At 58.2% G+C, this 22,150-nt stretch carries 15 protein-coding genes; 12 read left to right on the top strand and 3 right to left on the bottom strand.

Annotated elements, in window-relative coordinates:
• Nucleotides 1-133: 133 nt before the first annotated feature.
• Genes ACTQ1E_RS01665 through ACTQ1E_RS01680 form a run of 4 tightly spaced genes read left to right on the top strand, consistent with a single transcriptional unit; the run spans nucleotide 134 to nucleotide 7,291 of the window.
• Entirely contained in the window at nucleotides 134-2,716 is a 2,583-nt protein-coding gene (locus ACTQ1E_RS01665; protein WP_441564450.1) for a dynamin family protein, read from the top strand.
• Between the two features lie 9 nt (nucleotides 2,717-2,725).
• Nucleotides 2,726-6,241 (top strand): ATP-binding protein, encoded by a 3,516-nt coding sequence (locus ACTQ1E_RS01670; protein WP_441564451.1) that lies wholly within the window; start codon nucleotides 2,726-2,728, stop codon nucleotides 6,239-6,241.
• On the top strand, nucleotides 6,241-6,930 hold the full coding sequence (locus tag ACTQ1E_RS01675; protein WP_441042019.1) for an HNH endonuclease signature motif containing protein: 690 nt from the start codon (nucleotides 6,241-6,243) through the stop codon (nucleotides 6,928-6,930). The genes ACTQ1E_RS01670 and ACTQ1E_RS01675 overlap by 1 nt, the downstream gene beginning before the upstream one ends.
• Nucleotides 6,923-7,291 (top strand): DUF6985 domain-containing protein, encoded by a 369-nt coding sequence (locus ACTQ1E_RS01680; RefSeq protein ID WP_154514722.1) that lies wholly within the window; start codon nucleotides 6,923-6,925, stop codon nucleotides 7,289-7,291. Before ACTQ1E_RS01675 ends, ACTQ1E_RS01680 begins: the two co-directional genes overlap by 8 nt.
• Before the next feature lie 220 nt (nucleotides 7,292-7,511).
• On the opposite strand, the gene ACTQ1E_RS01685 is transcribed toward ACTQ1E_RS01680, so the two are convergent.
• The 3 genes from ACTQ1E_RS01685 to ACTQ1E_RS01695 form a co-directional block, all read right to left on the bottom strand.
• A complete protein-coding gene (locus ACTQ1E_RS01685) occupies nucleotides 7,512-8,708 on the bottom strand; it encodes an MFS transporter (protein WP_441564452.1) in 1,197 nt (398 codons plus the stop codon).
• A gap of 123 nt (nucleotides 8,709-8,831) precedes the next feature.
• Nucleotides 8,832-11,243, bottom strand: a complete 2,412-nt coding sequence (gene feoB / locus ACTQ1E_RS01690) for a ferrous iron transport protein B (protein ID WP_441564453.1) — start codon at nucleotides 11,241-11,243, stop codon at nucleotides 8,832-8,834.
• 480 nt (nucleotides 11,244-11,723) lie between these two features.
• Entirely contained in the window at nucleotides 11,724-12,623 is a 900-nt protein-coding gene (locus ACTQ1E_RS01695) for an alpha/beta hydrolase (RefSeq protein WP_441056791.1), read from the bottom strand.
• Between the two features lie 247 nt (nucleotides 12,624-12,870).
• On the opposite strand from ACTQ1E_RS01695, the gene ACTQ1E_RS01700 reads away from it, so the two are divergent.
• The 8 genes from ACTQ1E_RS01700 (at nucleotide 12,871) to ACTQ1E_RS01735 (ending at nucleotide 22,149) form a co-directional block, all read left to right on the top strand.
• The gene (locus ACTQ1E_RS01700) at nucleotides 12,871-13,434 is read left to right on the top strand and encodes a PTS sugar transporter subunit IIA (RefSeq protein WP_154514730.1); all 564 of its coding nucleotides are present in this window, start codon (nucleotides 12,871-12,873) and stop codon (nucleotides 13,432-13,434) included.
• Nucleotides 13,435-13,613: 179 nt separating this feature from the next.
• Nucleotides 13,614-15,017 carry an asparagine--tRNA ligase gene (gene asnS / locus ACTQ1E_RS01705; protein WP_441564454.1) on the top strand — a complete coding sequence of 468 codons (1,404 nt, stop codon included), beginning with the start codon at nucleotides 13,614-13,616 and terminating at the stop codon, nucleotides 15,015-15,017.
• A 250-nt stretch (nucleotides 15,018-15,267) separates the two neighbouring features.
• Nucleotides 15,268-16,056, top strand: a complete 789-nt coding sequence (locus tag ACTQ1E_RS01710; RefSeq protein WP_441564455.1) for a hypothetical protein — start codon at nucleotides 15,268-15,270, stop codon at nucleotides 16,054-16,056.
• A gap of 158 nt (nucleotides 16,057-16,214) precedes the next feature.
• Complete coding sequence (locus tag ACTQ1E_RS01715) at nucleotides 16,215-17,195, top strand: ABC transporter substrate-binding protein (RefSeq protein WP_441564456.1); 981 nt, start codon at nucleotides 16,215-16,217, stop codon at nucleotides 17,193-17,195.
• A gap of 203 nt (nucleotides 17,196-17,398) precedes the next feature.
• Nucleotides 17,399-18,322: an ABC transporter permease gene (locus ACTQ1E_RS01720; RefSeq protein ID WP_427718394.1), complete on the top strand. Its 924-nt coding sequence runs from the start codon at nucleotides 17,399-17,401 to the stop codon at nucleotides 18,320-18,322.
• On the top strand, nucleotides 18,315-19,109 hold the full coding sequence (locus ACTQ1E_RS01725) for an ABC transporter ATP-binding protein (RefSeq protein ID WP_117839998.1): 795 nt from the start codon (nucleotides 18,315-18,317) through the stop codon (nucleotides 19,107-19,109). The genes ACTQ1E_RS01720 and ACTQ1E_RS01725 overlap by 8 nt, the downstream gene beginning before the upstream one ends.
• 116 nt (nucleotides 19,110-19,225) lie before the next feature.
• Nucleotides 19,226-21,253, top strand: a complete 2,028-nt coding sequence (locus ACTQ1E_RS01730) for a bifunctional metallophosphatase/5'-nucleotidase (RefSeq protein WP_441564457.1) — start codon at nucleotides 19,226-19,228, stop codon at nucleotides 21,251-21,253.
• Nucleotides 21,254-21,381: 128 nt separating this feature from the next.
• Nucleotides 21,382-22,149 (top strand): mechanosensitive ion channel family protein, encoded by a 768-nt coding sequence (locus tag ACTQ1E_RS01735; protein ID WP_441564458.1) that lies wholly within the window; start codon nucleotides 21,382-21,384, stop codon nucleotides 22,147-22,149.
• Nucleotide 22,150: the final 1 nt, after the last annotated feature.

A 22,150-nucleotide genomic window follows, 5' to 3' on the forward strand; every position in this document is an offset into this window, starting at 1 on the left:
GATGACGAGAATCTTGCCAAATAAATGGTACTGCCGAGATGCCGCTGAGCGAATAAAGAGGTGTCCGCACGAGTGGCTATCCTATGATGAAGGCGGCATATTCCCACACCTGACCTACAAAGGTAGTTGAACGATGGCAGACATTAAAATCAAGATCGTCAGCAATCCATATCAAGAAACTGTTCGGTTCTTCCGATGGGATAACGGCTGGCAAGAAATAACGACATCTACAAATCCCAATAGCGCGCTCCATAGCACGAAGATCGTTAATGGTTTCTTCCCCTTTAAGGCCGAAGAGATCATCGACATCCTCGCCAAAGAGTTCGGCGACGGCGACAAAATCGAATTGCATTTTGAAGGCGCGGATGACGAATGGCAGGAGTTGCTCGCCATCTGCACCGAAGGGCCACGCGCCAACACATACGAGGCCATACGAGACGAGCGTTATCTATCAAACGCCCGAGACGTCTTGCCAGAAATTGTCGAAGTCTTCAGGGAAATCCAGGGGCTTGTAGACGAATCAGTCTCCGAGCGAACAAAAGTCTCTGAGCAAATTAGAAAGTTCACCGATGTCTCGAGCGACATCATCCCACTGTGTGTACTCGGCAGCTATAGTGCAGGCAAATCGACGTTCATCAACGCCCTCATTGGCATGGAGATCCTTCCCAGCGGCGACGAGCCTGTAACGGCCCGCATATTCCAAATCAAACGTTCAAAAGACCGAGATCGCGCGATGGTTCAATTCTCCTGTGGCAACAGGCGATTCTTGCTGCGCTTTGATCTTGATGGCCTCATGGAAAACAAAGAGCTTGTGGGGGAGCCCCTATACGACATGATCGCAGCCAAAGTCGCCGATTCCATGCCCGGCATGGCCTCCCATATGAACAGCGCTCTCAAGGTTCTTAACTCATATCATGCCGATGAAGACGACCGGACTATCTCCGATCTGATCAGAATCGAAGTCCCCTTTAGCGATACCGACCCGTGGCCCCATGACAGGGAGTTTGTCATCTTTGACACCCCGGGCTCAAACTCTGCCTCCAACGCCGATCACGCCCGAGTGCTCAAACAGGCAATGGAGGGCCTCTCAAATGGCCTTCCCATTTTCGTTGCGGAGTACAACTCGCTCGATACGAAGGACAACAAGAACCTCTCCAACGAAATAGAGCAGATCCCCGCAATCGATGAACGCTTTGCCATGATCGTAGTCAACAAAGCAGATTCCGCCGACCTTCCCAAAGGCGGATTCGACGATGAAGCCGTCTCGCAAATCATGCGTTGGTCCATTCCGGCCAGCCTTTACGGGCAAGGTATCTACTTTGTTTCTTCCATCCTCGGCCTAGGCTCAAAGAACTCCAGTGAGTTTATAAGCGACAACTATGCCGAAAAATTCGAAGACCAGCAGCGTAAATACACCGATCCGACAAGCCGCTTCTACAAAACGCTCTACCGCTACGACATCCTTCCAGGACAGATCTCGCGCAGAACCAACCGCGAATCCGAGGCTTGCAAGGACCTCCTTCTTGCCAACAGCGGACTCTTTTGTATCGAAAACGAGATACGCCTGTTTGCCGAGCGGTACTCCGCATATAACAAATGCAGCAGATCGGAATCGCTCCTACAAGATATTGTCAGCATAACCGAAGAAGAGATTGCCAATAAGAAAACCGACCTCGAACAAAAGAAAGCACAGCGAGAAGCCGAGCTCGAAGAGGATAAGCGCAATCTCATCAACCAGCTCGAAGACTGCAGAGAGCATGCAAGGCTGGACTCCTCGGCCAGCTATGCCGACGCCATCGACAGGAACGTTTCCGCCGAGCAGTGGAAAACCAACCTTGACACGCTTCAAGCACGTCAAGGCGCCATTACCGAAGACAAGCGAGAGCGCCTCGAATACTCAAAACGATCGAACGCAGCCGCGCAAGCGTTTGACTCAATCGCCCCTAACTTTTTCAATAGGCTCGGCGATTCGATAAAAGGAAGCCCGGCAAACACACAAAAGGACGTCGGCTCTCACCCAACATTTGGGTTAGCGGAGGTTGGCAAAGGCCTTTGTGATGACATCACCGATGCGCTCCAAAAAAGATCCGACGCAAAGGCTGCCGAAAGAACAGCCGACAAAGATGCCGCCGACCAGCTCTTTAACGAGGTCATCAATCACTATGACGAATGTACCGAGCAAATAGCTCGGACCATCGATGAGCTGTCACAAAGCTATTGGAAGGATTGTGCGGAGCATAGCCGCGATGCCCTCTATCGCATCGCTACCAGCAGCGACAATCCTCTTTCCGAAGAGAAGCGCCGAGAGGTCGGCGATATCATTCTTAAATATCGTGGCCTCGCGCTCAATAAGACAAAGGGTCCCATTTTCAGCAAGGCAGACTTTACCGAACTGAAGCTCATGGACCGTGTCATCTTTAAATCTGACAAGCTTTTGCTTAGGAAAGTCGAAGACAAATTCAACCGCGAAATCTCACGGTGTTTCTGCGAAGCACGCGCCGAAACAGAGCGCGAGCATACCTACGGCTTTACCGAATGGCTCAACGAGCTGCTCGGCCAAATTACGAGCAATATCACCGACTACAACCCGGTGCTCCATGGCCATGTCGAAGACATCAACAGGCAAACCGCGGAGATCAACGCTCTCGAGGCAAAACTCGAGACGCTCAATAATCGAAAAGAGTACATTGCGCGCGTCATTAATTGGAAGGAATAGGCTGATCGCATGGGCATCAAAAACGCGATTATGCGCACTGCCGATAAAGCCGGCAACGCGGTCGCAACCGTCTCGGTACTCAGCAGCTCCCAACTCGATGAGGTCGACAAAAAGCGAACAGCATACTTGTCAGAAAAGCCGAATCCGGCAGACGAGCAAGCTATCGAGCTCACCAATCGGCTCTTGGCAACTGCCGCCGTTGAGCTTCACAACGCCTATCTGCCGCAGCTACGAAATGTATACGCGCCGATTGACCCCTCTATCGAATACCCCACGGGCTTTAACGCCGACAACAACATCCGCTTCATGAATATCACGAAGTGGGTCGTCGACCCCAACGAGGACAGTCTCGAGAAGCTCGTAAATGTGTACGACGTTCTCTCTGACGAAGATTGCAACATTGCGCTGGTTTTTAATCGAACCAGCGCAAGCACCGAGGTATTCCTTGCAGTCGTCAACAGCGACAATGCCCGCGACAACATCGACGCCGATAATTTTTCCCGGCGCATGTCGGATGCCTTGAAGGGTAACTTCCCCGGTTCCGAAGTGGGACCCGCCAACCGCGGCCCCATTCCGTGTCTAGACAATCGACGCTCGTCTTCGGTTGCCGCCGTTTCGAATATTCCGGCCGAAAAGAACGAGAAGTTCGTCACGCAAACCATTGAAAAAGTTCTTGACGGCATTGTGCCTGGCAGGCCGAGCGAAGACTACACTATCGTGCTGCTCGCAACCCCGATCCATGATATCGAATCGCGCAAACTCCGTCTCGCCGAACTCCACTCACTGCTGACGCCCTATGCCTCATGGACGACCAACTATACCTACCACCAAAACGACTCCATCGGATCGTCCGCGACGGTTGGCATCAATGCAGGCGTGAGTGCTGGCAGGCAGGTGGGGAGCAATCAGGCTGTTGCTCAAAACTACAACGAAACGGACTCGACAAACGAGTCGACCTCGGAATCGAGCAACGAGAGCGTAACCGACTCGTCCACATCGACCGAAAGCATCACGGATACGGTCACCGACGGCAGAAATGAATCCTCGAGCGGGAGCGTAAGCCTAGGTGTAGGCGCAGGCGCATCCGCAGGCGTATGCGGCGGTGGCAATCTCGGCGTATCCGCAGGCGTATACAGCGGCGGCAATCTCGGCGTATCCGCAAGCCATACCGAGGGCTCGTCACACTCCACATCTACGTCAAAAGGCACAAGTTCATCTACCGGCAAAGCCATATCAAACTCACTCGGCAAAGCCGTTACCAGCGGCGTTGGCAAGGCTGTCTCTAAGGGAGCGTCCGTAACTTCCGGCGTTTCGCAGGCCGTAAATCTTGGCGCCAACTTTGGCGGATCATTCGCGCGCTCAAGCACGGTCACCGCTACCATCGGCGCCGACGAAGGCATCACACAGACGTTCAAGAATTATTCCATCCAACACGCGCTCGAAATCCTCGAGTTGCAAATGAAACGCTACGACCTCGCCTCGGCACTCGGCATGTGGGACTTTTGCGCCTACGTGCTGTCAGAAGACCACAACGTCGCGAATAACGTTGCCCACACCTACCTCGCCCTCACCCAGGGCAAAGAGTCCTATATGTCTCAGGCTGCGGTAAACCTCTGGCGCGGAGACCTCGGAGAGCAAAGCGCCGACGCTGTGGCAGTCTGTTCCTACCTTCGCGATTTGCGCCACCCTGTTTTTGCCCTCTCCCCCGCCCTGCTCGATCAACATCCAAGTTTTTCGGTTTACCCAGCAACAGTCGATGCAACGACCGCCCTTTCGGGCAAGGAGCTTGCCTACTCGCTCAACTTTCCCAAGAAATCCGTCCCAGGGTTGCCCGTTATCGAGTGTGCCTCTTTTGGACGCAATGTCTCAACGTTCGATGGCACGCAGCCCCAACAAGGCCTTTGCATAGGCAGGGTTTTCCATATGCATCGTGAGGAACGCATCAAAACGTTCCTGTCAAAAGACTCGCTCGCCTCGCACACCTTTGTTACGGGCAGCACCGGCGCAGGAAAGACCAATACCGTCTACCGCATCCTCGATCAGGCGCTCGATCAGCAGGTCAACTTTCTTGTTATTGAACCTGCCAAGGGCGAATACAAGGACGTGTACGGAGGCCGCGAAGACGTAAACGTCTTTGGAACCAATCCAGAATTCACACCGCTCCTGCGCATCAATCCTTTTAGCTTCCCGTCCGGCATCCATGTGCTGGAGCACCTCGACCGACTCGTTGAGATCTTTAATGTTTGCTGGCCCATGTACGCCGCCATGCCCGCCGTCCTTAAAGACGCTGTCGCCAGGTCATACGAAGATTGCGGATGGGATCTTGCCGCTTCTGATAACCCGTATGGAGCCGATCTCTTTCCCTGCTTTGCAGATGTTGCCCGCAACGTCCGCGAGATTCTCGACTCCAGCGAGTACGATGCCGAAAATAAAGGCGCCTACAAGGGGTCGCTGCTCACGCGTCTCAACTCTCTCACCAACGGGCTCAACGGCATGATGCTTTCGTCGAACGAAGTCGATGCTAGCGTGCTTTTTGACGCCAACACAGTCATCGATCTATCGCGCATTGGCTCCGCCGAAACAAAATCCCTACTCATGGGTCTTCTTGTACTCAAACTTCAAGAACATCGCATGGCCGAGAAAAAGGACATGAACCAGCCGCTTCGCCATCTGACCGTGCTTGAAGAGGCGCACAACCTGCTTAAGCGATCGTCGAGCAACCAAGGCTCGGAGAGCGGCGACCTGACAGGCAAGAGCGTCGAGATGATCTCAAATGCCATCGCCGAGATGCGCACATACGGCGAAGGCTTCATCATCGCCGACCAGGCGCCCGGCCTTCTCGATATGGCAGCCATTCGCAACACAAATACCAAGATCATCCATCGCCTGCCCGATCTTTCGGACCGCGAGCTCGCCGGTCGCGCTGCCAACTTAAACGACCAACAGATCATCGAGCTGGCACGCTTGCCTAAGGGCGTTGCGGCCATTTACCAAAACGATTGGGTTGAGCCGGTGCTCTGCAAGATCGCCAAAGCAGACGAAGGCGAGCACTTTACGTACAGCCGCCCCATCGAAGACACCACAGACAACCAACACGATGACGCTCTTTCCGTAGCGCGCATGTTGGCATACGGCATCAGCATTGGAACCGAGGCGGAACTGCATAGCATTCGCGAACGGCTCGATCGCCTCCATATCGGCGCGTCCACAAAGGTCAGTATTCTGCGCACTGCCCAAAACCCGCCCAACGAACCGCACATGACCAAGCTGGCGCCCATTATGAGCGCGCTGTTCCCCGATGTCGTCAAAACGGTCGAACGTGAGCTCAAGAGCAGCAATGAAGCCGAGCAATTGACAAGAGCGGCAGAAGAGGCGCTCGGGGCTTCCATCAACCGCGATATCGACAGCCGCACCAGGCAGGTCATCATTCAGGGCATCATGACAGACATCCTGTACCTGCAAATGCAGGATTCAAAGTCATATGACGACTGGCGTAACTGGAACGAGAATTGCGAGGTGAGCTAGTGGAGCTCAGGCAAATGAAAGTCGGCGAAGCAAAGCCGAGTGATAAGCATGGGTTTAATCCCGACAAGCTTATTGGTTCCGAATCAAGAGAAGCCAAGGCTGAGATTAAAAATGTCGGCCGCAATGAATCCCTCGATCCCGACAAATTGATTAAGCCTTCGGTGGAATCGTGCGACTATCCTTCGACTTATAAGGAGCGGCTGGGCCGTACTCCAACTACGGAGAATCCCCATGGCAAATGGTCGGGCGATCGAGGGGAGTCGATGTTTGTTCCCACAGTCGATAGGGTTTGCGAGATTCTTCGAAACAAAGGTCTTGAGGGCATCAATTACAAAGATGCTATTCCCGATTTCGGCCCCATCGCCGAAGCAAAGGTAACCATACAAGGTATGAGCCAACATAGGCATTCGCTGATAGGCGAAAATGGCGAGCGCATAGTCGGCAACTATGAAAAGGCAGACATTGAATGCGCAAAAGCTTGGAACCTTGAGCAGCGCGATGGCAAAGATGATTGGACGCACGAAGATGTCAAGAATTGGCGCGAGGCAAATGGGTACACCTGGCACGAGCACAATGACATGAAAACGTGCTACCTTGTTCCGACCGAAGTTCACGACGTATGCAGGCATCTCGGCGGCGTAAGCGAAATCAAAAACATACTGAATCAGATTGGCGGCTTCGATGACTAACGGCATGAATCTGTGGGGCAGGGATTTCTCGCTCCCCGTCTATTACGAGTGCGACTCGGACCAAGGCGTCCTCGACATTCAAAAGGAAGCAAAGGACGCCCTGCTTGCAAGCTGGAATACCGTTGAGGACAGCAAGGAAGCGATCGAAGATTATTGTCTCGAAAGAGACGGCGATCAGATTGAGGGCCCCATTACAAACATCTTTAGATACGTTATTCCGACCAGCATCGTGGTACTGCGAAGCGATGATGCTCGCAAAGCAGCGCTCATGTGCAACTATCGCTTTGACCCCGAACACGGACTTGCTGCGGTATTTGAGAACGAAAAACTTACAGCCGTCGTCCCCCAAGACGAGCTCTAGGTCGATCATACGCAGACAGAAAAACGAAAACCGAGGCCACTCCAGTACATACCGGAGCGGCCTCGGCCTCTTTTACGTATACTCAGCGAGGTAGCTAAAATAGCCCCGTCCCAAATTAGCTACCCCAGACCCTTTCTAAGTTGCGGTGAAATACGGACTGTTTGCCGGGTTTATTGGGCCCAGCAGACCGTATTTCACCGCAACTGATGAGGAAACGTGATTAGGCGACGGGCTTTGCGCGGCGTATGGCCGGGAACATCACCGTGATGGCGAGGATGACGCCCACGACGGCAATCGCCCCGCCCGCGAAGCCGATCCAGGCGATACCGGGGCCCGAAACCACGGCGCCGCCGATCGCGGTGCCCGTGCCGATACCCAGATTAAAAAGGCCCGAGAAGATCGACATGGCGACAGCCGACGAATCCGCCGGCGTGTACTTGATGAGCTCGGCCTGGAACGCCACGTTAAAGGCCGTGGCGCAGCAGCCCCACAGCACGCAGACGGCAAGCACTGCTGCGAGCGACGATGCGGCCGAACCTATGAGCAGCAGGGCCGCTGGCACACCGGAGAGCGTGATAGCCAAAAACGGGAAGCGATGCCCGTCGAACAGGCGGCCAAACAGCCAGCTGCCCACCAGACCGGAGCAGCCAAACGCCGTCAGCGTCATGGTAATGGCGCCCGCGTCGACGTGCGCGACCTGCGCCAGGAAGGGCTCGATATAGCTGTAGCCTGTGTAATAGCCGGTCGCCATAAAAACCGTGACCGCGTAGAGCGCGATGAGGAACGGGTTCTTGAGCAGCTCGGGCAGCTGTTTAACGGCAAAGCGCTCACCCGCCGGCATGGCCGGGAACACCGCTGCCTGGTACACCACCGCGGCGGCAGAAAAGGCCCCGACCACAGCGAATGTCATGCGCCAGCCCACAGCCAGCCCGATGGCGCGGCCGATCGGCAGGCCAAAGATCTGCGCGATGGACGAGCCCGTGGCAATCATGCTGATGGCGAGCGCCCCGTGACGGGTGTCGACCAGGCGCGAGGCCATAATCGAGGCGACCGACCAGAACACGGCATGTGCGCAAGCGACCACCAGGCGTGCGCAGACCAAAATAGGATAGGTGGGCGCCACGGCGGACAGGAACTGACCCAGAGAGAACACGGCGAGCACGCCGAGCAGCATACGCTTGAACTCAAAGCGCGAGGCAAACACCATAAGCGGCAGCGACAGCAGCATGACGCCCCAGGCGTAGACCGAAATCATGATGCCTGCCTGGGCCTCGGTGAGCGAGAACGACGCGGCGATATCAGTCAGAAGGCCGATGGGCATGAACTCCGATGTGTTGAACACGAACGCGCAGCAGGCGAGCCCGATAAGCGGGAGCCACTGCTTGAGCGAGATGCCATCTTGTCTTGCCTGAGTCATGTAGGAAACCTCTCCGATTGTCTTGGGCGGTGGGCGATTATATAGCAACGGCCCCGCATCCGTCAGTACAGATGCGGGGCCGCAATCAACTCAATACACAGAGGTTGCGCCGTCAATAAATAGCTAAGCCAACCCCAGCAATATGCCCACCGAATGCACGACAAACGCCACGATCCAGGCGACCGTCACCTGAAACGCGAACACGGCAACGGCATAGCGCGCGCCCAACTCGCTCTTGACGGCACCGATTGCCGCCACGCAGGGCGGGTACAGCAGCGTAAAGACCAAGAACACGTAGGCGGTAAACGGCGAAAACATGGTCGACAGCGCCGCGGGTGACGTTGCATCCAAAAGCACGGTGAGGGTCGAGATGACGCTCTCCTTGGCGATAAGTCCGGTGACGAGCGCCGTGGATGCACGCCAGTCGCCAAAGCCAAGCGGTGCCAACGCCGGCGCGATGATGCTACCCAGACCGGCAAGTAGACTCTGCGACTGATCGGCGACCACATTAAAGCGGATGTCAAACGTCTGGAGGAACCAGATGACCACGGTGGCGGCAAAGATGATGGTAAAGGCCTTGGTAATAAAGTCCTTGGCCTTATCCCACGCCAGCATCACCGTCGTCTTGATGCTCGGCAGGCGGTAATTGGGTAGCTCCATGATAAACGGCACCGGGTCGCCCTTAAATGCCGTGCGGTTGAGCACCAAAGCTGCGATGCAACCGACCGCAATGCCAATCAGATAGAGCGAGACCATGGCTGGGACCGTCGCCTGCGGGAAGAATGCTCCGCACAGCAAGCCGTAAACCGGCAACTTGGCCGAGCAGCTCATGAACGGCGTGAGCATGACCGTCATCTTGCGATCATGCTCGGATGGGAGTGTACGGGTCGACATGATAGCCGGCACGGTGCAGCCAAAACCGACGAGCATGGGCACAAAGCTGCGGCCCGACAGGCCAAAGCGACGCAGCACCTTATCCATGACAAAGGCCACGCGCGCCATGTAGCCGGAGTCTTCCAGAATGGAGAGGAACAAGAAGAGCACGACGATAATCGGCAGGAAGGTCAGCACGCTGCCCACGCCCGTAAGCACGCCGTCGACAGCCAGTGAGCGCACCACGTCGTTGGTTCCAAACGCCTTGAGACCCGCATCGGCCGAGGCGATGATGGCAGCGATACCGTCCTCCATGAGTCCCTGCAGCGCCGCGCCGATTACGCCAAACGTCAGCCAAAAGACGAGGCCCATGATCGCCAGGAACGCCGGAATGGCCGTGTAGCGGCCCGTCAGGATGCGGTCGATCTTAACGGAGCGCACGTGCTCGCGGCTCTCGTGCGGCTTGACGACGCAGCGCCCACACACGTCGCCGATAAAGCTAAAGCGCATATCGGCCAGCGCGGACAGGCGGTCGGTGCCAGCCTCGTCCTCCATCTGGGTAATGATGTGCTCGATAGCGTCAAGTTCGTTGCGATCCAGGTGAAGTGCCTCGGTCACCAGCTCGTCGCCCTCAACCAGCTTGGTCGCCGCAAAACGCACCGGAATACGGGCCGTCACGGCATGGTCCTCGATCAGGTTGGCAATGCCGTGGATGCAGCGATGCAGCGCACCGCCGTCCGGGCCATCGGGCGCGCAGAAGTCCAGGCGACCCGGGCGCTCGCGGAACCGCGCCACATGCAGAGCGTGATCCACCAGCTCGCCGATACCCTCGTTGCGGGCAGCGCTAATGGGGACAACAGGCACGCCCAACAGGCTCTCGAGCAGGTTGACGTCCACGGCGCCGCCGTTGGCCGTCACCTCGTCCATCATGTTGAGCGCGATGACCATGGGGCAGTCGAGCTCCATAAGCTGCAGCGTCAGGTAGAGGTTGCGCTCGATATTGGTGGCATCGATGATGTCGATGATGGCGTCGGGATGCTCGTCAAGGATGAATTGACGGCTGACAATCTCCTCGCCCGTGTACGGCGACAACGAATAAATACCGGGCAGGTCGGTAACGCTTACCTCGGGGTGGTTACGGACAGTACCGTCCTTGCGGTCGACCGTCACACCGGGAAAGTTACCAACATGTTGGTTGGAACCCGTCAGCTGGTTGAACAGCGTGGTCTTGCCGCAATTTTGGTTGCCGGCGAGGGCAAAGTGCAGCGGCGCGCCCTCGGGCACGGCCGTTTTTGCCGCACGGGGCGAATACGTCCCCTCACCGAGCGCCGGGTGCTCCGTCGTGCCGATTGCGGCGTTAACGCGCGGGCTCGTATCGGTGTCGTGAATACCCACGAGCTCAATGCGAGCAGCATCGTCTTTGCGCAGCGTCAACTCGTAGCCACGCAGGCGAATCTCGAGCGGGTCACCCATGGGGGCGTACTTCATCATGGTGACTTCGGTGCCCGGCGTTAAGCCCATGTCCAAAATATGCTGTCGGAGTGCCTGATCGTCCGATGCCACCGATGCGACAACGGCGTCCTTTCCAATCTCGAGTGTATCGAGCTTCACGTCCGTGTTCCTCCCCCGACGCCCACAGGGCGTTGCATTTATGTTCACCATTGCTAACCGTTTGCCATGGCTAACCAATTTTAACCATGCATGATAGCGCGAACATGCAGCGACGTTCAATCAACAGATTGTTGCAATGGGGATTCCGGACCCCGGTTTTCCAGACGAGCCTGCTGCGGAAACTGCATCCCACTACTCAGGCGAATTCCGGTCCCCGATTTCCCGATGGGGCCTCTCGGGGAAACCGCGTCCCACTCTGAAGCTTCAAAACGGGATGCGTTTTCCGGTTGAGGCATCTTGCGGAAAATGCATCCCGGAATCGTCGCTCAGACCGGGACGCATTTTCCCGATCGACCCTCTGCGGGAAACTGTATCCCACCTTGAGGGGCAAAACTGGGACGCGGTTTCCGGTCCGGGCATCAAAACGAAGTTGCGGTGGAATAGTTCCTGCTTGGGGCTTTAACCAGCAAAAACAGGAACTATTTCACCGCAAGTTACGAGGGACGGGATGGGGCTGGCCCTCTTACTCTCTTACAGATGGCGTTCCAGGAAGCGGAAGGCTAGGCGAATCCAAGGGCGAACCGCCACCTGCTTGTCCTCGTTGTCGACCGCGGTATTGGCATTGCCGAGCGAAAGGCCGTGACCGCCTTGGTCAAAGACGTGCATCTCGCAAGCGACGCCCTCCTCGGCCATGCGCTGAGCAAACGGATAGACCTGCGCGATCGGCGCTGTCTTGTCATCGGACACGCCCCACACAAAGGTCGGCGGCATCTGACGCGAAACATGCGTGGTAGGGCAAATATCGGCCAGGTGCTCTTCGGTGGCCTCGCCGCCGGTCACCATCGACAGGTAGTCGTTGAGCAAATCGCGCCCCGTCTTGCCACCTGTCTTGGGCACGCGCAAGTCGATGCGCGGATCGCGCGTCTGCATGTCGCGGACATAGGCAAAGTCGAGCAATGGATAGCCCAGCACCACGGCATCGGGACGAATGTCGTCCGGACGCGCCCCGACAAGTGCCGCGAAGGGGCCGGTCTTCCACTGCGTTGCCAGCGAGGCGCAAATCATGCCGCCCGCCGAAAAGCCCACAACGCACACGCGCTTGGGATCGACATGCCACTCGTCGGCATTCGCACGAACCGTGGCGACCATCTTGGCAAGATCTGCCTGGGGGTGCGGAAAGCTCACGTCACCCGTGCCACTCGTGACATAGTTGAGCACAAAGGCCTGGTACCCGTGATCCAAAAAGGCAAACGCCACCGGATCTTGCTCATGCGGGGCGATGTGCGTAAACGCGCCTCCGCCGCAGATGATCACTGCCGGGCGACGACCATTGGGCTTGCCGGGCAGCGGTTCGGCCCCCATATAGGTAAACGTCGCCGGATATTCCTCGGTCGGCTCCTCGCCCCACAGCGCATGGCTCTCGACGATCATATATGCTCCCTTCGCGCGATTCGTGCGCACGTTATGTATCGCCTTCAAGCGTACCCCACTTGGACGCACGGCATCGAAACGTATCCGCAATAAGTTCCCTTCAACTGATATATCACATAATCCCAGCTCAGGGCCGTCGTTGAGCAGCGTAAAATAGAGACGCTGACCGAGCCGGTAAACACACACGAAACGTTTCCGGCAAAACTACGCGTGCGCCACATGCGCACTTGATACGTTGGAGGCATCTATGGGTCTGCTCGATTCGCTCAAGTCCACGTTCAACTCGTCGGGCGAGGCGTCCGTACCGCCCGCAGCAAGCTTCGCCACCCGCGAAGGCGTCATCTACGCTCCCGTTAACGGTGTGCTCGTCAATCTAAACGAGATTCCCGACGAGACCATCGCCTCGGGTATGCTCGGCCAGGGCTACGGCATCGAGCCCATCACCGGCACCATCTATGCGCCCGCTAACGGCCGCATCGGCGCCACCACCGTCACCAACCACTCTATTGGCATGATCACCGAGGACGGCCTTCGCGTGTTCATCCATGTCGGCCTGGGCACCGTACAAATGAACGGCAAGGGTTTTGCCCGCTTTGTCGAGATGGGCGATGTGGTCAAGGCAGGCCAGCCGCTCATCAGTTTCGACCGCGATGCCATTAAGGCCGCTGGCCACGAGGACATCGTGACCGTCATCATCTCCGAGCTCGATCGTCTTAAGAGCATCGACCATGTCGGCGAGTCTGGAACGCTTATCGGCGGCAACCCGCTCGTCAAGCTGGGCGACCCGCTGCTGGTGGCTAAGACCAAGTAACGAGTCCTGCGCCGTACAGCCAATAGGCAACACGCCAAGCGCCCACGACCATCTGGCCGCGGGCGCTTTTCGTTTGAAAACCGTCCCGTCAATGCCTTATCTGTATAGCCCAAATGAGCCGAGCTGCTAGAATATCGAACTGTATGGATAACTATCATTCAACCGCTATGGGAGGATACGTGAACCGCACCAAAATCGCGCAGCTCTATGCCGATTCCGAGTCGCTCGGCGGCCAGACCGTCACTGTCGCCGGCTGGGTCAAGTCCGTCCGCGACATGAAGAACTTTGGCTTCGTCACGCTCAACGACGGCAGCTGCTTCCGCGACCTGCAGGTCGTCATGAACCGCGAGACGCTCGGCAACTACGACGAGATCGCCCACCAAAACGTCTCGGCTGCACTCATTTGCACCGGCACCGTCAAGCTGACCCCCGATGCGCCCCAGCCTTTCGAGCTTTCTGCCACCTCCATCGAGGTAGAGGGCACGAGCGCCCCGGACTACCCGCTGCAGAAGAAGCGCGCAACCGTCGAGTTCCTGCGTACCCAGCAGCACCTGCGCCCGCGCACCAACCTGTTTCGCGCCGTGTTCCGCATCCGCTCTGTCGCGGCTGCCGCCATCCACCGCTTCTTCCAAGAGCAGGGCTTTGTCTACGTCAACACCCCCATCATCACCACGAGTGACTGCGAGGGCGCCGGCGAGATGTTCCGCGTGACCACGATCGACCCCAAAAATCCGCCTCTCACCGAGTCCGGAGAGGTCGACTGGAGCCAGGACTTCTTTGGCAAGCATGCAAGCCTTACCGTGTCCGGCCAGCTCAATGCCGAGAACTTTGCCATGGCCTTTGGCGACGTGTACACCTTTGGCCCCACCTTCCGCGCCGAAAACTCCAACACCACGCGCCACGCCGCCGAGTTTTGGATGATTGAGCCCGAGATGGCCTTTGCCGACCTGAACGACTACATGGATAACGCCGAGGCCATGCTCAAGTACGTTCTTAAGGACGTTATGGCCACTTGCCCCGACGAGCTCAACATGCTCAACAAGTTTGTGGACAAGGGCCTGATCGAGCGCCTGAACCACGTTGCAAACTCCGACTTTGCCCGCGTCACCTACACCGAGGCCGTCGAGATCCTGGAGCAGGCCGTCGCCGCCGGTCACAAGTTTGACTATCCTGTCAGCTGGGGCATTGACCTGCAGACCGAGCACGAGCGCTTCCTGACCGAGGAGCACTTTAAGCGCCCGACCTTCGTGACCGACTACCCGGCCGAGATCAAGGCCTTCTACATGCGCATGAACGACGACGGCAAGACCGTCGCCGCCGCCGACTGCCTGGTTCCCGGTATCGGCGAGATTATCGGCGGCTCCCAGCGCGAGGAGCGCCTGGATCTTCTCGAGGCCCGCATCAAGGACCTTGGCATGGCCCCCGAGCAGTACAAGTACTATCTTGACCTGCGCCGCTACGGTTCCTGCAAACACGCCGGCTATGGCCTGGGCTTCGAGCGTTTGGTCATGTACCTGACGGGTGTGGGCAACATCCGCGACGTCCTTCCGCACCCCCGCACCGTGGGCAACGCCGATTTCTAATCGCCACAGCTCCGTTCCGCGCGTTACAGCGTGTCGCACCAGCGCCTCTCGGCAAGCCGAGGGGCGCTTTTTTCAACAGCATCCGTCAAGCTTTCGTCAAGTTTTTGGTCAGCTGATCAGGGCTGTTGAAAACTCGACCCGCCGCTTGCCGACGACTACCGACCACCCAGAGTGCCCTGTGTCCCTAAGCAAACCCCGTGTCCTAGGCTCCGTAGCGTCATCACCCAAAAACGGAAAGGACGTGAACGCAATGGCCAAACCCGCTGTTGAGAACTACGAGGCCACGACCAGGGGTGCTGCTTCCATGGCAGCCTATCGCGCTGTGCGCATCCTGCAACTCTTAAGCGAGCATACCGGTGAGGACAAAGCGCTTCCTCCCGATGAGCTGATCGAGCGTCTCGCCCATCCCGACGACCCCGCTCGCATGCCCATCTCGGCAGCGCGGCGCAGTATCCATACCGCGATTTCCGCCCTGCGACATGCCGGATACGAGATTGAGTACAAGCGCGGCGCGGGTTACCGACTTCTCACCCGACCGCTCTCCGACGAGGAAATCATTCGACTCCATGGCATGGTCATGCGCAACCGCTCCACACCCATCGCGACCAGAAAAAGCATAGCGCGCCATCTGGTCGCCATGGCAAGCGCCGACGTTCGCGGCTATCTCGATACGTCCGAGCCGGCACCAAGCGCAGAAGGCAAACCCGCCAAGACCACGCGACCGCCCGCCAAACGCATCGATACCTGCGAGCTCATCGAGCAGGCCATCGACCACGGAACCACGGTGAACTTTGACATTTCAAGCGTCACAACACATGACAAGATCGAAGTGACGCGGATGACCGTTCGGCCTTTTGCCATCAAACAGCGAGACGGCGTCTCGTATCTGCTGGGAACGGTCGTCGACGGGCACGGCTCAGACGACACCCTACGCACCGTCGAGGTCGGCCGCATGAGAAACGTTAGCACGCGTCTGCTCGACGGCAAGAAGCTCTTTGCCGCGCTGGACGAGGGGGAGCGGCCCGCGCCCGCCGCCTAAGTCTTGCCGTTGCCCGCCAAATCCCCCGCCGTCCATCCGGTTCAGTATTAAAAAACCCGACAGGTTGTTGAAAAAATGGGCATCGGCGCTACTATAGACCCACTTGCACTTTGTTTGAGTGCAGTGTTTCCAGCAATTTCTATACTGGGGGTAATGACATGAACGACATCACCATCAGCCGCAGGAGCCTTCTGGTCTCCGCCGGCCTGCTCGCACTGGCCCCGCTCGCCGGATGCGGCGGCAACTCTGGTTCCGGCTCTGCAGCCGCCGGTGCCGACTACACCATCGGCGTTCTGCAGCTCACTGAGCACTCCGCGCTCGACGCCGCCAACGACGGCTTTGTCAAGGCCATCAAGAAGAGTGGACTCAAGGTCAAGATCGACCAGAAGAACGCCCAGAACGACCAGTCCACGTGTAAGTCCATCGCCGACAAGTTTGTGGGCGACAACGTCAACTTGATCTACGCCATCGCCACGCCTGCCGCACAGGCTGCCGCCGGCGCCACGGCCGATATCCCCATCGTGGGCTGCGCCATCACCGACTACGCCGCCTCCGGCCTGGTCCAGGACAACGACAAGCCCGGCACCAACGTCACCGGCGCCTCCGACCTCACCCCGGTCGCCGAGCAGCTCGAGATGATGCAGAAGGTCCTGCCCGACGTTAAAAAGGTCGGTCTGCTCTACTGCACCGCCGAGTCCAACTCCGACGTCCAGATCAAGGCCGCCAAGAAGGAACTCGACAAGCTGGGCCTGGAGTACACCGATTTCACCGTCTCGAGCTCCAACGAGATCCAGTCCGTCGTCGAGTCTGCCGTGGGCAAGGTCGACGCGCTCTACTCCCCCACTGACAACACCATCGCTGCGGGCGCTTCGCAGGTCGGTCAGATCTGCAAGGAGAACAAGCTTCCCTTTGTGACCGGCGAGGAGGGCATGTGCATGGCCGGCGGCCTGTTCACCCTTTCCATCAACTATGAGGACCTGGGCTACGCCGCGGGCGAGATGGCCGTTAAGATTCTGAAGGGCGAGGCCAAGCCCGAGGATATGCCGATCAAGCACCTCCCAAGCAAGGATTTGGTCGTCGTCAAGAACGACGAGATGGCCGAGGCCCTGGGCATCGACCTTTCCGCTCTAGACGAGTAGCGCCATGCGCGGTAACGCAGCTAGGCACGCGCTTGCGCCATAGCTGTGTTATTCAATATCTGAGTCATTGGGGCGAACGCTAAAGACCGGCGTTCGCCCTGCTTGTTTTTGGTAAAACAAAATGTCCGTCCGCTGCTCTTTTATGCATTGGTACCGCTATTATGGAAAATCACGTGTCCACCCTATCCTAGGAGGTATGAAGCATGCTCATTGCATTGCAGGGCGCCGTTTCGCAGGGTGTCCTCTGGGGCATTATGGTGCTTGGCGTGTTTATCACGTTCCGCCTGCTCGACATCCCCGATATGACCTGCGACGGCAGCTTTGCCCTCGGCGGCTGCGTCTGCGCCGTGCTCATCGTCAACAACAATGCCGACCCGTTGCTCGCCGTTTTGGCCGGCATGTGCGCCGGCGCCATTGCGGGCGCGGTCACGGGCATTCTGACCACCGTCTTTGAGATTCCCGCGATCCTCGCCGGAATCCTCACCCAGATCAGCCTGTGGTCCATCAACCTGCGCATCATGGGCAAATCCAACACGCCCATCCTTGCCAAGGGCACCGTGTTCTCGGCCGTCAGCAATATGACGGGCCTGCCGCAGTCCACCGTTGCCATCATCCTGGGCATCTTGCTCGCCGTGGCTATCGTTGCCATCCTGTATTGGTTCTTTGGCACCGAGATCGGCTCGGCGCTGCGCGCCACCGGCAACAACGAGTACATGATCCGTGCCCTGGGCGTCAACACCAACTCCACTAAGATGATCGCCCTCGTGCTCTCCAACGCCCTCATTGGCCTTTCGGGCGCGCTCATCTGCCAGAGCCAGAAGTACGCCGACATTGGCATGGGCACCGGCGCCATCGTTATCGGTCTCGCCGCCATTGTTATCGGCGAGGTGCTCGGCCGCCTGCTGCCCGGCGGTCTCACGCAGTTTAGCGTCCGTCTTGCCTCCGCCGTCTTTGGCTCCGTGGTGTACTTCCTCATCCGCGCCATCGTGCTGCAGCTGGGCATGGACGCCAACGACATGAAGCTGCTCTCCGCCGTGATTGTCGCCGTGGCCCTATGCGTGCCCGTAGTTTGGGAGCGCTATAAGCTCCGCAGCTCCTACACGAAGGGGGATGAGGCAGATGCTTAAGCTCTCGCACGTCAAGAAGACCTTTAACAAGGGCACCGTCACCGAAAAGCGCGCTCTTACCGGCGTCGACCTTACCCTCAACGATGGCGACTTTGTAACCGTGATTGGCGGCAACGGCGCCGGCAAGTCCACGCTGCTCAACATGATCGCCGGCGTGTATCCGCTCGATTCGGGCGTTATCGAGCTCGACGGCACCGACATCTCGCGTCTGAGCGAGTCGCAGCGTGCCAAGTACCTGGGCCGCGTGTTCCAGGACCCCATGCGCGGCACCGCAGCCGACATGCAAATTGCCGAGAACCTGGCACTCGCCAAGCGTCGCGGCCAGCGTCGCGGCCTTTCGTGGGGCGTCACCAAGGCCGAGAAGGACGAGTACGTCAAGCTGCTCAAACGCCTGGACCTTGGTCTGGACACGCGCCTCAACGCCAAGGTCGGCCTGCTCTCGGGCGGCCAGCGCCAGGCACTCACCCTGCTCATGGCCACGCTCACCAAGCCGCGCCTGCTGCTGCTCGACGAGCATACCGCGGCACTCGACCCCAAGACGGCCTCTAAGGTGCTCAATCTGACCGAGGAGATCGTCGACGAGAACCACCTGACCACGCTCATGGTCACGCATAACATGAACGACGCTATCCGTCTGGGCAATCGCCTGATCATGATGCACGAGGGCCACGTAATCTACGACGTGGCGGGCGATGAGAAGAAATCGCTCACCGTGGCCGACTTGCTTCAGAAGTTCGAGGAAGTCTCGGGCGGCGAGCTCGCCAACGACCGCATGCTGCTGAGCTAAACCTACCAAAAAGGGACAGGTTTATTTTGGCAGGTTTTATCTGCGCAGACGTCAAAACCGCCGCAAAGGGACAGACACCTTTGCGGCGGTTTTTGTTAAAGAGTAAGGAGACCGCCATGAAAAGACTCCCCCGCCTTGCGTTGGCTGCCGCGTTGTTTGCCGGCGCGCTCACAGGCATCCCAAGCCTCGCTTTCGCGGGGAACCTGCCCGCCGCTATTGACGGCTCCGTGGCCGTCATGCACACCAATGATATCCACGGCAGCTACAAGTACAGCTACAACGCAAGCAAGGGTACCGGCACTGTCGGCTTTGACGGACTGGCAGTTCTCTATAGCGCTCAAGGCAGTGCCCCCGATCTTTTGCTCGATGCGGGCGATACCTTCCACGGGCAGTCCTTCGCCACTATGAGCGAGGGCAAAAGCATCGCCGAGCTCATGGACACCTTTTATGCGAACGGCTACGACGCGACCACGCCGGGCAACCACGACTGGAGCTACGGCGCGGACAAGCTCCGCACCATGACCGGCTACAGCACCACCGGCACGCCCTTCGCCATGCTCTGCGCAAACGCGAAGTCTACGAGCGGCGTATGGAGCTCGAGCATCACCAAGACGCTCGACCGTACCTGGGAGGACAGCGAAGACCACTCCACATTCGACTACAAAATCAAGGTCGGCGTCGTGGGTGCCATGGATGAGTCGCTGGGATTCTCACTGCGCGAGAGCCTTGTCCAGGACACGTCGTTCTCGGATGCGGCAGCCGCCATCAATGCCGAGGCTAAGCGACTGCGCGAGGATGAGGGCTGCAACGTTATCGTCTGCATCGCGCACACGCTCAACGCCAAGGCCTTTGCTGCAAAGCTCGTTGGGGTCGATGCACTGGTCGCGGGCCACGAGCACATCAACTTAGACGAAAACGTGACGGGGGCCGACGGCAAGCCGGTCCGCGTCGTCGAGGCGGGCAGCGCCTTTGCCGAGGTCGGTCTGCTTTCCATTCCGTACAAGTACGACACGAATGGCACCGTGACGACCGACGATGACACGGTCACGATCCCCGCAGACGACAGTGACGAGAAGCTCTACACCGCCAAGAACGTCAACGACCTTTTGGCAGACCCCGACAAGGGCGCCTTCTACCAGAGTCAACTCGATGAGGTTCGCAATAACAAAATCAAGCCACTCGACGACGCCTTTAAAATCGAGTCGAACAAAGTGATCGGCACATCCGCCACTGACTATTTCTACGGCGAAGACGCCGCGGGTACGCATGGCTGGGAGATGGTGCGCACCACCGATTTGCGTCCCAGCAAAGCGAGCGACACCACCAAGGCCCAGACCATCGGGCATGTGATCTGCGGCTCTTATCTTGCCCTGACGGGGGCAGACCTCGCCATCGAAAACGCGGGCGGCATCCGCGGCGGCATCGCGGCGGGCGATGTGACCGCCGGCAACGTCATCGCCATCTCGCCTTATGGCAACACCGTGGAGACCTGGACCATGACCGGTGCAAACTTCCTCGCAGCGCTTGAGCACTCACTGCAGATCAGCGACGATTGCAATCACAGCTACGAGCTTCAGCAAGCCTACGTGGCAGCCGGCCATACCGAGCAAGAGGCGCAAGACAAGTACAAGTGGCGCGATGACTCTGGCAGCGTTCTCTCCTTTGGCGGCATTAACGTGACGATTGATTGGACGCAGCCCGAAGGCAAGCGCATTGTGAGCGCCACACTCACCAAGGATGGCAGCGCGCTCGACCCCGCCAAGAACTACGCCGTCGCCACCAACAACTACATCATTACCAACACGGCCGACTTTCCCACCTTTGCAAAAGCTAAGAAGTGCGCCGAGTGGAGTACGTGCGAGGCAGCACTGAGGGCACTGATCGGGCAGGACGACTGGGAGAACAAGATGGCCTCGCTCGCGGGCACCATCAGCTTTGGCTCCGCCGAGAGCCCCGCACCCCGTCCGACCCCAACGCCTGAGCCCTCATCCAACCCCGGCACGACGACCACGCAGATCGCCACCAAGAAGACGGCCGGTAAGCTTGCCGCAACGGGAGACCGTACGCTGACCGTGGTCGGTGCATGCCTCATCGGCGGCATCATCGTCATCATGGTCGGCATTATCTGGAAGCGCCGCCGCTAAGCTACACCGCCGGGCCTTGCAGCCCCGCCGTACAAACCTTATATCGAGCGCAAAAGCCCGTCCGTTGTGATCGGACGGGCTTTTTGGTGGGTATCATGGTTGAACGATCTTGAGGAGGTTTTCCCTACATGGAATTGTTTGAGCCGATTCTTCATTTCTTTGAGCAGCGGTGGGTCCACAACATCATCTGGGCTGGTATCTTGGCGATAGGCACCGCCGTCGCCGCCAAAGTCGTTTCCAAGACGCTGCGTCACCTGCTCAACCGCGACGATAACCCGCTTCCGGCATCGAGTATCTTCATCAACATTGCGCGCGCCGTCATCTGGATGATCGGCGGCAGTTTTATCCTCGACAACTGCTTTGGCATTAACGCAAACGCGCTCGTCGCCGCTCTTGGCGTCGGCGGCATTGCCATCTCGCTCGGCTTTCAGGACACGCTGTCGAACCTTATCGGCGGCATGCAGGTGACCTTTATGGGCATCATCAAGCCCGGCGACAATATCGAGGTCGGCGGCGTGTCGGGCGTGGTACAGGACATCACCTGGCGCCACACGACCATCGAGGATGCCTACGGGCAGACCATCATTGTGCCCAACTCCAACATCTCCAAGGACACGCTCGTGCATCTGATGCCCTTTGCGCGCGTGGCCGTGCCCGTTGCCGTAAAGGACACGTCTAAATGGGCTTCCCTTGACGCGCTGGCAGACGAGCTGACCAGCGCCACCAAGGCCGCCGTGCTTCCCATCTCGGGCTTTGACCAGGAGCCCTACGTGCTCTTTAGCGAAATCGGCGACTTTGGCATCAAGGGCAAGATCATCTTTATCGTCAGTGACGACAGCACCACACTCACCGCTGCCGACGCCTGCATCCGCGCTATCGCTCCCATCATCGCCTAAA

The sequence above is a fragment of the Collinsella sp. LCP21S3_C7 genome (genome assembly GCF_052118485.1).
GTDB lineage: Bacteria > Actinomycetota > Coriobacteriia > Coriobacteriales > Coriobacteriaceae > Collinsella.